Origin of the sequence: Enterococcus sp. DIV1314a, from assembly GCF_051713805.1 — a bacterium.
Classification (GTDB): Bacteria; Bacillota; Bacilli; order Lactobacillales; family Enterococcaceae; genus Enterococcus_I; species Enterococcus_I aquimarinus.
Genome location: NZ_JBIOQP010000001.1, coordinates 1,164,147 through 1,176,842 on the forward strand (window position 1 = coordinate 1,164,147; position 12,696 = coordinate 1,176,842).

A 12,696-nucleotide genomic window follows, 5' to 3' on the forward strand; every position below is an offset into this window, starting at 1 on the left:
GTGAAAAAAATGGAGTGGAATAGTATATGGGGCTATTGTCAAATTGATTATCAATCCTGGCCTTCTAAGATACAGAGTGATATTCAGCGAATAACGATTGTTAATAACCATGATTTTTCTAGTATCAGAATGAAGTTTGCGAATCTTTATGGAATGGAACCAATTATTTTCTCAAAAGTCAGCATCCGAAATCTATCGGCATCCTTAGATCAGTCAAAAGAAGTAACCGTATTAGGGAGTGAAAGAGTCAATCTTCTTCCAGGAAGTAGGCTAATTAGTGATCCTATTTATATACATGCGAATCCAGGAGATGTCTTGCAAATTGAAACGATTCTAGCAGAACCTGTAGAAATAAATGGTGGAATCGTGACGTACTCAAGAAGGGTCACTGAAGTCACTAATTTTGATAACGATCGTTTAGTTTTACAAAAAAATCTATTTAAGATGGTACACGAGAATAATCGGATGCAATTTATTTATGGCATTGAAGAATTGCTCATTCCGCATGACCCTCAACAAACGAAGATTGTTTTTTTTGGTGACTCACTCGTTCACCAGGGATTCATAGTAGACCAATTAACATTAAGATTCCTAAAAACACAAAAAAGGAATACGTCTATTATTAATAAAGGGATTGGTGGGAGCCGAATCCTTTTTGGAACAGATAAAAATAGTGACGATTATAATCGTCACGGACAATCAGGTTTGTTACGATTCGAAAAAGATTTATATTCCTCAGGACCAAAAGAGATTATTATTGTTTTGCATGGGATTAATGATATCTTAACGACTCAGTATAATAATGCTACTGAGATAATCAATGGACTGAAAATGTATAAAGAAATCGCACATGTGCATCATTCAAAAGTAATGATTTGCACCTTGATGCCTTTTGGGAACTCTCAATTTTATTCACCAGCATTAGATGAAATCCGGCAAGAAGTAAATGATTGGATTCGTTCTAGCGTAGCGACTGATGACTATTTTGATTTAGACAAAATGGTCAGAGATCCGCTCAGACCGAATTGTTTAGATAGGAACTATGATACAGGTGACGGATTACATTTAAATGAATCAGGTGGTCGTCATATTGCAAAATCAATGGAGCTCAATCAGATTTTTGAAGAATCATAAAAAAGGAAAGAGGGTGAGAAAGCGTGAAACTATCCAAAAAAATAATAACTAAGTCCTCTGATCTAGCTGATCGGGGTTATTTATTACCCCGTTATGATGTAGATAAGGTTACACGAAAAACGTTAGAAGAGCCACGGTGGGTTCAATTAGGAGCAGGTAACATTTTCCGAGCATTTTTAGCGCCTCATCAACAGCAACTATTAAACGAAGGTGTAGTAGACACAGGAATCATTGTTGCCGAGGGCTATGATACTGAAATTATAGATGTTTTGCAACGTTATGATAATTTAACAATTAATGTGAATCTTAAAAGCGATGGTAATCTCACGAAAGAAATTATTGGAAGTATTAGTAAATATGTAAAGATGGAAAATGATTCCGATGATTTTATTCTTTTAAAGGAGATTTTTCGAAAGCCAAGTTTAGAAATGGTTAGTATGACTATTACAGAAAAAGGCTATAGTTTAGTTGATAACCATGGAGAGTTAATGCCCTTAGTCAAAGCAGATTTTGAAAATGGACCTTATAATACTCAAAGTTATTTAGGGAAGTTAACGACGTTACTTTTTGAACGGTATCAAGCAGGAGCTTTTCCGCTAGCGCTCGTGAGTATGGATAATATGAGCCATAATGGGGAGAAATTGCAAAATTCGGTATTCGCTTACGTCAATCGATGGGTAGAAAAGCAATTAGTACCGATCGATTTCAGCGAATATATCCTGAATAGTGGGAAAGTATCTTTTCCCTGGACGATGATTGACAAAATAACGCCACGTCCAGATGCTAAAATTGAAGCTTTGTTAGAAAAAGAAGGTCTAGAAGACATGTCTCCAAGTCAAACATTAAAACATACCTTTGTGGCTCCGTATGTTAATGGAGAGGAAACGGAATATCTCATTATTGAAGATAATTTTCCTAATGGGAGGCCTTTACTAGATAAGACAGGTATTATTTATACTAAGCGAGAAACGGTAAATAAAGTAGAAACAATGAAAGTAACCACTTGCTTAAATCCGTTACATACAGCCTTGGCAATTTTTGGATGCTTATTCGACTATCATTTTATTCATGAAGAAATGCGGGATCCGGACTTGGTCTCCTTAATCAAAGTGTTAGGGTATCAAGAAGGGTTACCGGTTGTGATGAATCCTGAGATTATCAATCCAGAGAAATTTATTGATGAAGTGATAAATACACGCTTAGCTAACCCTTTTATCCCAGACACACCTCAGCGGATTGCGACGGATACTTCTCAAAAGTTATCAGTACGTTACGGGGAAACGATTAAGTCATACGTGGCATCTTCAACATTAAATGCCCATTCATTGAAGATTATTCCACTGGTTTTAGCAGGATGGCTACGTTATTTAAGTGGTATAAAAGATAGTGGGGAAATGTTTGAAGTCAGTCCCGATCCAATGTTACCGGTTTTACAGCCTTTATTCTCTGAATTTAAATTAGGAAAAACGAATGCGATACAAGAGATTGAAACATTGCTTCGTAATGAGAAGATTTTTGGACTTGATTTAGTGGAAGTAGGGTTATCTGATTCGATTATTTACTTATATGAAGAAATGTCAAAAGCTCCAGGAGCCGTTCGATTGACAATAAAAAACGTTCTATCAGAAATAAAATCAAATTAGAGGAGTGTCTTTATGAAAATGTCTTTTCGTTGGTATGGTCAAGGTAATGATCCAATTTCTTTAGATGATATCCGTCAAATTCCAGGAGTAGAAGAAATTGTCTGGGCCTTACATGATAAACAGGCTGGAGAATTGTGGACAGAACAAGAAGTACAAAAGGCAGTTCATTATATAGAAAATCATGGATTAAAAGCAACAATTGTTGAATCAATTAATATTCATGAGGATATTAAATTGGGGTTGCCGACCCGAGATGCGTATATTGAAACGTATAAAGAAAGTCTAAAAAATTTAGGTAAAAATGGTGTCAAAGTTATTTGTTATAATTTTATGCCGATTTTTGATTGGACTCGAACAGAGATGTTTCATCCGTTGTCAGATGGCTCAACTGCTTTATTTTTTGATAAAGAAAAAATTATGTCAATTGATCCACAAGAATTAGTTGAGATTGTAGAAAAAGAAAGTCGAGGGTTAACCTTACCTGGATGGGAACCCGAACGACTAATAAAGATTAAAGAGTTATTTGATGCCTATCAAGGCTTTACAGATGATAAATTAAGAGAGAATTTTAACTATTTTATAGATGCGATTATGCCAACCTGTGAAGAATATGATATAAAAATGGCTATTCATCCAGATGATCCACCATTTTCAATTTTTGGATTACCTCGTTTAGCTAACAGTCAAGAAAATATCAGAAAGTTATTATCTTTAAATACAAGTGTTTATAATGGCTTAACTTTTTGTACGGGATCACTGGGGGCAGACTTAAATAATAACTTAGTCGACATGTTAGACGAATTTAAAGACCGAGTACATTTTATGCATGTTCGAAATGTTAAAGTGTATGATAATGGTGATTTTAGCGAAGTCTCGCATCGTACCCAAGATGGAACGGTGGATATTACGGGGATAATGCGAACTTTAGCCAGAATGAATTTCGAAGGGTACGTTCGTCCTGATCATGGTCGACATGTATTTGGTGAGAATGAAACGAATGTTCGACCTGGATACGGTTTATATGATCGAGCGATGGGTGCAATGTATTTAACCGGTTGTTGGGATATGGCTAAAGGATTGTAATATAATAGGTATCAAGTTATCTACCTTATAGCGTGAAAAGAGTATCTATCTTAAATGATTTCACAATTCATTCCCGCTTTTTACCATAAAAAACCACCGCTCACGTTCTTCTGAAACGTGAGCGGTGGTTTTGATTGTTTTCCTATCCCATCAACGGGTTTAAAACCGCTTCTAATCGAGGTTTCATTTGAACTCCCATCAAGCGATCAACCAGTCGACCGTCTTTAAAAACGAGGAGTGTGGGGATACTTTGAATGCCAAACTGCACGGCAAGTTCACCTTCGTTATCGACGTTAACTTTACTGATTTGCAGTTGCTCAGAAGAATATTCTTTGGCTAACTCTTCTAAAATCGGTGTTTGCATCCGACAAGGACCACACCAAGGGGCCCAAAAATCAACGAGATGTAATCCGTGACCGATTGTTTGTTCAAATTCTTTTTTTGTTAAGTCTTTCATGTGTTTTCCCTCCTGATTCCGTTTGAATTAGGCCATTTCGCCTGGCCAAGATGAAGTGCCACCCATTACATTGGTGACGTCATAGCCTTGTTGGCTCAAAAATTCAGCAGCTCGGGCAGAACGTCCGCCAGATTGACAAATAATAAAATATTCTTGCTCTTTTTCGAGCGTATCAAAGGTTTCTCCTAGCGTGCTTAAAGGGAGATTTTTAGCATTTGGAACGTGTCCTGCTTCATATTCGTCTATTTCACGGACATCAATAATTGGGAGTTGATGCCGTTTTGCTTCTTGGTAAAATTCGGGCATGCCGATTGATTTATACATGTTCAATTTCCTCCGGTAACACGGTGTTATATAACGAAAACGCACCGTCTAGATTTTTTGCTTTAAAGCCTGCTTGTTTTAACAGTCTTTCTGCGACATAGCTACGTAATCCGCTATGACAACTAATAATATATTCTTGATGATGGTCGAGTTCGTGGATCCGACAACGTAAATCATTTAATGGAATTTGGATACTATCTTTAAATTGACCTTGTTTTATTTCGCTAGGATTCCGGACGTCTAAAATAACCTTACCACTTGCGACTGCTTCTTTGACTTCGTGCCACTGGATTGACTCGCTGAGGCCCTCCATTAAGTTCAATGCGACGTAACCAAGCATATTGACTGGATCTTTAGCCGAACCAAACGGTGGGGCATAAGTAAATTCTAATTCTGGTAAATCTTCAACGGTTAAGTTCCCTTTAATGGCAGTCGCGAGAATGTCAATTCGTTTATCAACGCCTTTTTGGCCGACGCCTTGTGCGCCGTAAATGGTTCCAGTCTCAGGATTGAAAATCAGTTTTAACGTGATATCAGTCGCACCTGGATAATAGCCAGCATGGTCTTTTCCAGAAGTGTGAACGACTTGATAAGGAAGTCCTGCTAAGCGGACGGCTCTTTCACTTAAACCGGTAGAAGCGGCTGTCATGTTAAAGGTCCGAACAATCGCAGTTCCAATGCTCCCTTTATTTTTGCGTTTTAAACCAGAGATGACGTCGGCTACTTGTCGACCTTGGCGATTGGCGGGAGATGCGAGTGAAATCAACGCGTCTTCGCCGGTAATTTGATTTTTAACGACGATTGCGTCCCCAACGGCATAAATGTCTTTTTGGCTCGTTTCGTAGTTTTCATCGACTAAAATTCCGCCGCGAAGTCCAAGTTCAATCTTAGCGGATTGAGCTAAGCGGTTTTCAGGTGTGACACCGACCGAAAGAATGGTTAATCCTGAAGTCAATTCACTGCCGTCTTCGAGCACAATTGTCCGTCCTTCATCTTTAAAAGCGACAGCAGATTGAGAAGTAATTACGCGAACATTGTTGGCTTCTAGTTCTTTTTTAACAAACGCCGCCATTTCTTCGTCGAGTGGTGGTAAAACGTGTGGTGCTTTTTCAACGATTGTGACTTTTATGCCACGCATTTGTAGGTTTTCTGCCATTTCCAAACCGATAAAACCTGCGCCAATGACAACGGCTTCTTTAGGTTGTTCTCCATCTAAAACGGTCATAATATTATCTAAATCCGGAACATTCCGTAAACTAAAAGCATTTTTTGCTTCAGCGATGCCCTCAATTGGCGGGACAAAAGGTTTCGCACCTGGAGATAAAATTAAGTGATCATAAGTCTCGGTAAACGTTTGGTCTTCGTGTTTGACGGTAACCATTTTCGCATGACTATCAATGCTTAAGACTTCATGGTGGGGGCGAACATCTAGGTTGAAGCGCGCTTGTAGAGACTCAGGTGTTTGGACAAGCAATTGACTACGCTCACCAATCTCACCGGAGACATAATAAGGGAGTCCGCAGTTTGCAAACGAAACAAACGGCCCTTTTTCAAAAATAATAATTTCTGCTTCTTCGTTTAAACGACGTAAGCGGGTAGCTGCAGACATACCACCTGCAACACCACCAATGATAATAACTTTCATTTATTTTCCTCCTCTAATTTTCCCAGTCCATTGGCTCATGCCGCCACGGACGTTAATTACATTATACCCCATCTTCTTTAATTGTTTCGCTGCACTTTTACTGCGCATCCCAGATTGGCAAATGAGATAAATCGGTGCTTCTTTGGCTCCTTTATATCCAGAAATTTTATTTAATGGGACATTGATTGCTTTTGCGATATGCCCTGACCGGTATTCGGATGGGTTTCGAACATCTAAAATTGTAATATTCTTTGTTAATTCAGCTTCGAGTGCGGTTGTCGTAATCGAAGGAATTGTTTGAAATAAACCAAACATCATGTCACTCCTTTATCAAATTAAAATACCTTACGGGGTATATTAAACCTTGTTTAGATTCGTTTGTCAAGGGAGAAGTTTGATAGTTTTATCAAAAAGAACTTGACAGTTATACCTGGTAAGGGTATATTTCCTTTGTATTGTGAAAGGGGCTTGAAAAAAATATGTCAAAAAAAATTGTGATTATTGGAGGCGTCGCGGGTGGTGCAACTGCTGCAACGCGTTTACGTCGTTTAAATGAAACCGATCAAATTATCTTATTAGAAAAAGGAGAGTATATCTCTTTTGCCAATTGCGGCTTGCCATATCATGTGGGTGGGGTCATTAAAGAGCGAGACAATTTATTGCTGCAAACAGTGGAAGGAATGCATGCGCAATATGACCTCGATATTCGGAATTTTTCTGAAGTTACTAAAATTAATCCGGAAACCAAAAGTGTCACGATTTATCATCATCAAACAAAAGAAACCTATGAAGAGAGTTACGATCAACTTATTTTGTCAACGGGAGCGAAAGCAATTGTGCCCCCGATTACAGGATTAGCAACAGCGACGAATGTCTTTTCACTACGGAATATTCCGGATATGGATCAGATTCAAGCATATATCAAAACACAAAATGTCCAAACAGCGACGGTTATCGGCGGTGGTTTTATTGGCCTAGAAATGATGGAAAACCTTGTTGAATTAGGCATCGATGTGCAATTAGTCGAAATGGCACCACAAGTCATGCCAAATGTTGATTTTGAATTGGCGCAACAAATTCATCAACAAATCAATTTACATGGTGTCAATCTGATTTTAAATGATGGATTAAAAGAAATTCAAGAAGCGGGTAAACGTCTAGTCCTAACAAGTGGTCAAGTCTTACAATCGGACTTAACGATTCTCTCCATTGGGGTGACGCCTGAAAATACATTAGCCAAAGAGGCCGGCTTAACGCTAGGATTTCGTGGCGGTGTAAAAGTTGATCATCATTTCCAAACGAGTCAAAAAGATATTTATGCGATTGGTGATATGATTGAAGTGACGGATTTTGTGACGCAAGAAGCAACCCATGTACCGCTTGCTTGGCCAGCGAATCGTCAAGGTCGCTTAGTGGCAGATGTCTTAAATGGCTTGCCGATTCATTATCCTGGGACAGCGGGTACGTCAGTAGCGAAAGTCTTTGAGTTAACGATTGCGGCAACGGGGAATAGTGAGCGACTCTTAAAACAAAAAGGAATCGACTATCAAGCGATTCATTTGCATCCGAATTCTCATGCCGGCTATTATCCGGGTGCTAGTCCGATTCACTTGAAATTATTGTTTGATGCTTCTGGTAAGATTTTAGGAGCACAAGCGATTGGGACCAAAGGGGTTGAAAAACGGATTGATGTAATTGCAACTGCCATGCGTTTTGGTGCCAAAGCCGATGAACTTGCTAGTATCGAGTTGTCTTATGCACCGCCCTATTCAAGTGCGAAAGACCCGGTAAACCTCCTAGGGTATACTGCCGATAATCTCCTAAATCAGCGTGTCCGAACGTTTCAATGGCATGAAGTCGATGCTCTTTTGGAAAAACAGGCCTTTTTCCTTGATATTCGAGAAGAATTTGAACTGGCTACTGGAAAATTAGCGAACCCTACATGGATTCCGTTGAATCAATTGCGTCAACGTTTAACAGAGTTACCCAAAGACAAGATGATTTATGTGTATTGTCAAGTGGGACAAAGAGGGTATAATGCCGCTCGTTTATTAATGGCACATGGTTTTGAAGTGAAGAACTTGGATGGTGGTTATAAAACGTATAAACAAGCGAAGTATCAGCTAAAATTGGTGACACCAAAAACGCCGGCTGTTTCGACTCAAACAACAAATGCTCCAATTACGAATCAACCAAAAGCGCCAATGATTGAACTCGATGCGTGTGGCTTACAATGTCCGGGGCCGATTTTAAAAGTGAAACAAGCCATCGATCAAATGGAAGATGGCCAACAATTAAAAATAGTAGCAAGTGATTTTGGGTTTAGTGCCGATATTGCTGCGTGGTGTGAAAATACAGGAAATACCTTACTTTCTAGCGACTTAACGAATAATCAAGTCAATGTGTTAATCGAAAAAGGACAAGTAGGATCTTCTGCTACGCCTGCGATGACAGAAGGTGTGTTAAGAGAAACGAAAGAAGGCGCCACAATGGTCGTCTTCAGTGGTGAGATGGATAAAGTCTTAGCGTCGATGATTATTGCGTCTGGAGCTGCAGCGATGGGCAAAGACGTCACCATCTTCTTTACCTTCTGGGGCTTAAGTGCATTGAAAAAACAACGCATTAAAAAAAGCGGATTAGCTAAAATGTTTGATATGATGTTGCCAAAAGGTGCAGCATCGTTGCCAATTTCGTCGATGAATATGGGCGGACTCGGGAACAAAATGATTAAACATGTGATGAAGCAGAAAAATGTTGAATCCTTACCAAAAATGATTGAACAAGCTAATCAACTTGGGGTGAAATTCGTTGCTTGCACGATGAGTATGGATATTATGGGCATTGAACCAGCTGAACTCTATGATTTCGTCGAATATGGTGGTGTTGCGACGTATTTAGGCGACAGTGAATCAGCAAACTTGAATTTGTTCATCTAATAACGGTAAAATAATGGGAATAAAAGAAAGACCAGGTGAAAGCGTATGGAAAAAGAAAATAAGAAAGTCATCAATCGCTTGCGTCGTGCGGAAGGCCAATTAAGAGGGATTCAAAAGATGATTGAAGATGAGCAAGAGTGTATCGATGTCATTACCCAATTAAGTGCAGTTCGCTCTGGGATTGATCGGGTGATGGGCATGATTATGGCTGAAAACTTGAAAAATTGTTTTATAGACCCAGAAAACGATCCGGAAGAACAAGCAAAAAAACTAGAACAAGCGATTAATATGATTATCAAAAAGTAACAGCAAAGGCACTTGCCATCGTGGATAGAAAAACGTGATGAAATTTGTCGATAACCGTGATTCGTAAAAAAAACACACAAGAGTAGCTTCGGTATCCCTCTTTTATATTCCAATCAATGCGATATTGGAATAAAGGAGAGATGCTTAGAGCCAGCTTGTGTGTTTTTTTATGAGAAAAATCACTAAACGACGTGAAGTAGGAATCGTCTTACAACGCTCATGCTTCTTCTAGAAAAGTAATCACTGCTTGGTAAACATTGAGTGTTTCGGGTGTCGCATGACGATCAAAATCGTGCTCATTTCCTTCAATTGTAATCAATTGATTGGTTGGAACGAGCGTGCTCGCCATCCGCGAGAGTTCATAAGGAACGTCTGAATCTTGGGTACTATGCACAAAAATTGTTGGTGGAAAAGAGTTTAACGTATCCTCATTTAATGAGAAAGTCGCGACATCGCGTAAAGAGGGTAAGATTTTTGGCAACCAGTTACCAAATTGACGACCCGATAAATAAATCGGATAACGTTTAAACATCTCGCCGCTGACAATCGGTTTTTGTTCAATTAAAGCTTCGACTTCCATCGGTGCTACGCGCGGAAAAACGAGATATTGTGGATTAGGTTGTCGAAAGGCTGGGACGTCTAAGGTATAATACCCGTAAAAACTAATGAGATGTTTTGGCGTAAATCCTTCTTTGATTAAGAGGGCGGCTAAGTAACCCCCAGCTGATCTTCCCATTAAGGCATAATCAGAGGAAAATCCCCATGAAGGAAGTATTTCAATCGTTTTTTCAAGAGTCTGTTTGAGAGTTGCGAGAATGGTCGGTAACTTCACTTCCGGTGCCAACAAGTAATCTAAGGTAATCACGGGATGTCCTGCGTTTGTAAAAGCCTCGATATACGCGTGCGGTAAGTCATCGCGTTGTCCAAAAACGAGTCCGCCACCGTGAAGATAGATAATCGCCTCTTTTGTCGTGTTTTCAGGAGTATAGATACTCGCTTCGATTATGGGCGATGAGTCCGTTAAAATTTGTGAAATTTTTTTGGTAAACATTTGTGATCCTCCTATTTGAGTGTTATTTTTTATTCTAACGCTTCTATTTGAATATATTATGTCACAAAGATACAAAATGAAAGGATTATTTGTATTAGATGCACAATGACGAATCGTCACGAAGCGCTTACAATGGGTGTAGAGATTAATTGAAGGAATAAAGCGATTGTTAAACGATACAGGCATTGCACAAACAATTAAAAATCCCTCAAGTAGCTAAACAAAGAAAGAGGAGAGAATTCAATATGGGTTACAAAAATAATCGAGTCGGCTATCAAAAAGAAATATTAACATCAAGAGCAGTTGTGCGGAAAAATAATTACGCGATCCTACCACATGATGGTCTAGTAAAAAATAGTATTCCAGGTTTTGTTAATGTCGAAATTTCGATCTTAGGTTCACCACGTTTAGGTGCGAATTTTGTTGATTACATTGCAACGTTTTTAGAAAATGGTGCACAAGAAACCGGTTTTGGTGGCGATGGTGTTGAAACAATGGTTTATGTGATTGAAGGGAAATTGACAGTTTCAGATGGCGAGGAAGAACATACATTAGAGACAGGTGGTTATGCGTATTATCCAGCTGGTGTGAAAATGTTTATGAAGAATGCTCAAACGGAAAATACTGAAGTCTTTTTATACAAAAAACGTTATGAAGTCTTAGAAGGTCATGAAACGTATAAAGTCATTGGCAACGTCAACGACTTAACACCAATTGAGTACGAAGGAATGTCAGATGTGTTGTATTATGAATTTTTACCAACAGAAACAGCCTTTGATATGAATTTACACATTTTAACATTTAAACCAGGAGCAAGTCATGCGTACGTTGAAACACATTTCCAAGAACATGGTGCTTACTTACTCAGCGGTCAAGGAATGTATAATTTAGATAATGAGTGGTATCCTGTAGAAAAAGGCGACTATATCTTTATGAGTGCGTATGTACACCAAGCTGCTTATGCTGTTGGTCGCGATGAACCGCTATCTTACGTCTACTCAAAAGATTGTAATAGAGATCCCCAAATTTAAGGAGCCGATAATCATGACAGAAACAGAAATAACGGTGTTAAAACCGGAAATTTTACATCAATTAATTAAGAAAAAATTAATGAAGGCGAGTTTGCCAGAAGAGGCTGCCAATGAAGCAGCGAATCATTTAGTGTTTGCGGATGCTTGTGGGATTCATTCTCATGGAGCCGTTCGTGTTGATTATTATGCGGAACGAATTGCCAAAGGAGGAACGACGCTTCATCCGAATATTACGTTTGAAAAAACAGGGCCTTCGACAGGGATCGTCCATGGAGATAATGGCATGGGGCATTATGTATGTAATGAAGCATTAAAATATGCACTCGAAATGGTTGAGGAATCAGGTTTGGCTTTTGTAGGGATTTCTCAAACGGGGCATAGTGGTGCGTTATCTTACTACGTGAAAAAAGCGGCAGAAGAAGGCTATGTCGCGCTATCGATGTGCCAATCCGATCCAATGGTTGTCCCATTTGGTGGCAGTGAAAATTATTTCGGAACAAATCCCATTGCTTTTGCCACACCATGTGAAGGGCAACCACCCGTTGTCTTTGATATGGCTACAACAGTACAAGCTTGGGGCAAAATTTTAGATGCGCGTTCGAAACAACGCGAAATCCCGGATACTTGGGCGGTTGATAAAGAGGGGAATCCAACAACTGATCCAAATGCGGTGAATGGCTTATTACCAATTGCAGGTGCAAAAGGGTATGGCTTAATGATGATGGTCGATATTTTAGCCGGCTCATTACTTGGTTTGCCATTTGGAAAACATGTTTCTTCGATGTATGATGACTTAACGGCAAAACGGAACTTAGGTCAAATGTTTTTACTGATTGATCCAGCCAAATTCACTGATCCGATTGCTTTCCAACAACGCATTCTTCAAATGGTGACCGAACTGCATGCAATTAAACCAGCAAATGGATTTGACCAAGTCTATTACCCAGGAGAATTGAGCAAAAAATGTTACGATAACTATATGGCAGAAGGAATTCCGGTTGCAAAACCAATTGTCGATTACTTACAAAGTGAGACCGTTCACTTCGATCAATATGGTGGCAAAGGTGCTTTTGCTAAATAATCCAA

The 12,696-nt window shown here is 39.2% G+C and carries 12 protein-coding genes; 7 read left to right on the forward strand and 5 right to left on the reverse strand.

What is annotated here, in order from left to right; genetic code table 11:
- Positions 1-9 precede the first annotated feature (9 nt).
- Genes IGI68_RS05605 through uxuA form a run of 3 tightly spaced genes read left to right on the forward strand, consistent with a single transcriptional unit; the run spans position 10 to position 3,860 of the window.
- Positions 10-1,134 (forward strand): GDSL-type esterase/lipase family protein, encoded by a 1,125-nt coding sequence (locus IGI68_RS05605; RefSeq protein ID WP_071875266.1) that lies wholly within the window; start codon positions 10-12, stop codon positions 1,132-1,134.
- A 23-nt stretch (positions 1,135-1,157) separates the two neighbouring features.
- On the forward strand, positions 1,158-2,777 hold the full coding sequence (locus IGI68_RS05610; RefSeq protein WP_438731225.1) for a mannitol dehydrogenase family protein: 1,620 nt from the start codon (positions 1,158-1,160) through the stop codon (positions 2,775-2,777).
- A 12-nt stretch (positions 2,778-2,789) separates the two neighbouring features.
- A complete protein-coding gene (gene uxuA, locus IGI68_RS05615; RefSeq protein ID WP_071875268.1) occupies positions 2,790-3,860 on the forward strand; it encodes a mannonate dehydratase in 1,071 nt (356 codons plus the stop codon).
- Positions 3,861-4,002: 142 nt separating this feature from the next.
- Here uxuA and trxA read toward each other — a convergent pair whose 3' ends face one another.
- The 4 genes from trxA to IGI68_RS05635 are packed head-to-tail and all read right to left on the reverse strand — an operon-like array spanning position 4,003 to position 6,604.
- Positions 4,003-4,317: a thioredoxin gene (gene trxA / locus IGI68_RS05620; RefSeq protein WP_438731229.1), complete on the reverse strand. Its 315-nt coding sequence runs from the start codon at positions 4,315-4,317 to the stop codon at positions 4,003-4,005.
- Positions 4,318-4,344: 27 nt separating this feature from the next.
- Entirely contained in the window at positions 4,345-4,641 is a 297-nt protein-coding gene (locus IGI68_RS05625; RefSeq protein ID WP_273232203.1) for a rhodanese-like domain-containing protein, read from the reverse strand.
- Entirely contained in the window at positions 4,634-6,286 is a 1,653-nt protein-coding gene (locus IGI68_RS05630; RefSeq protein ID WP_438731232.1) for an FAD-dependent oxidoreductase, read from the reverse strand. The genes IGI68_RS05625 and IGI68_RS05630 overlap by 8 nt, the downstream gene beginning before the upstream one ends.
- A complete protein-coding gene (locus IGI68_RS05635; RefSeq protein ID WP_211272581.1) occupies positions 6,287-6,604 on the reverse strand; it encodes a rhodanese-like domain-containing protein in 318 nt (105 codons plus the stop codon).
- 161 nt (positions 6,605-6,765) lie between these two features.
- On the opposite strand from IGI68_RS05635, the gene IGI68_RS05640 reads away from it, so the two are divergent.
- Both IGI68_RS05640 and IGI68_RS05645 read left to right on the forward strand, forming a co-directional pair.
- Positions 6,766-9,222, forward strand: a complete 2,457-nt coding sequence (locus IGI68_RS05640; protein ID WP_438731236.1) for an FAD-dependent oxidoreductase — start codon at positions 6,766-6,768, stop codon at positions 9,220-9,222.
- A 45-nt stretch (positions 9,223-9,267) separates the two neighbouring features.
- Positions 9,268-9,528 (forward strand): metal-sensitive transcriptional regulator, encoded by a 261-nt coding sequence (locus tag IGI68_RS05645; RefSeq protein WP_071875274.1) that lies wholly within the window; start codon positions 9,268-9,270, stop codon positions 9,526-9,528.
- 217 nt (positions 9,529-9,745) lie between these two features.
- Here the strand turns inward: IGI68_RS05645 and IGI68_RS05650 are convergent, their stop codons facing one another.
- Positions 9,746-10,579 (reverse strand): alpha/beta hydrolase, encoded by an 834-nt coding sequence (locus tag IGI68_RS05650; RefSeq protein WP_438731239.1) that lies wholly within the window; start codon positions 10,577-10,579, stop codon positions 9,746-9,748.
- A gap of 245 nt (positions 10,580-10,824) precedes the next feature.
- Here IGI68_RS05650 and allE point away from each other — a divergent pair, with 245 nt between their 5' ends.
- Both allE and allD read left to right on the forward strand, forming a co-directional pair.
- On the forward strand, positions 10,825-11,610 hold the full coding sequence (gene allE / locus IGI68_RS05655) for a (S)-ureidoglycine aminohydrolase (RefSeq protein ID WP_071875276.1): 786 nt from the start codon (positions 10,825-10,827) through the stop codon (positions 11,608-11,610).
- Between the two features lie 13 nt (positions 11,611-11,623).
- The gene (gene allD, locus IGI68_RS05660) at positions 11,624-12,691 is read left to right on the forward strand and encodes an ureidoglycolate dehydrogenase (protein ID WP_273232216.1); all 1,068 of its coding nucleotides are present in this window, start codon (positions 11,624-11,626) and stop codon (positions 12,689-12,691) included.
- Positions 12,692-12,696 lie beyond the last annotated feature (5 nt).

What these genes read in the sequence shown, in the direction of transcription:
- IGI68_RS05605 (WP_071875266.1), top strand. Translation starts at nt 10, where the DNA reads ATGGAGTGGAATAGTATATGGGGCTATTGTCAAATTGATTATCAATCC.
- IGI68_RS05630 (WP_438731232.1), bottom strand. Translation starts at nt 6,286, where the DNA reads ATGAAAGTTATTATCATTGGTGGTGTTGCAGGTGGTATGTCTGCAGCT.
- trxA (WP_438731229.1), bottom strand. Translation starts at nt 4,317, where the DNA reads ATGAAAGACTTAACAAAAAAAGAATTTGAACAAACAATCGGTCACGGA.
- IGI68_RS05640 (WP_438731236.1), top strand. Translation starts at nt 6,766, where the DNA reads ATGTCAAAAAAAATTGTGATTATTGGAGGCGTCGCGGGTGGTGCAACT.
- uxuA (WP_071875268.1), top strand. Translation starts at nt 2,790, where the DNA reads ATGAAAATGTCTTTTCGTTGGTATGGTCAAGGTAATGATCCAATTTCT.
- allD (WP_273232216.1), top strand. Translation starts at nt 11,624, where the DNA reads ATGACAGAAACAGAAATAACGGTGTTAAAACCGGAAATTTTACATCAA.
- IGI68_RS05645 (WP_071875274.1), top strand. Translation starts at nt 9,268, where the DNA reads ATGGAAAAAGAAAATAAGAAAGTCATCAATCGCTTGCGTCGTGCGGAA.
- IGI68_RS05650 (WP_438731239.1), bottom strand. Translation starts at nt 10,579, where the DNA reads ATGTTTACCAAAAAAATTTCACAAATTTTAACGGACTCATCGCCCATA.
- IGI68_RS05635 (WP_211272581.1), bottom strand. Translation starts at nt 6,604, where the DNA reads ATGATGTTTGGTTTATTTCAAACAATTCCTTCGATTACGACAACCGCA.
- allE (WP_071875276.1), top strand. Translation starts at nt 10,825, where the DNA reads ATGGGTTACAAAAATAATCGAGTCGGCTATCAAAAAGAAATATTAACA.
- IGI68_RS05625 (WP_273232203.1), bottom strand. Translation starts at nt 4,641, where the DNA reads ATGTATAAATCAATCGGCATGCCCGAATTTTACCAAGAAGCAAAACGG.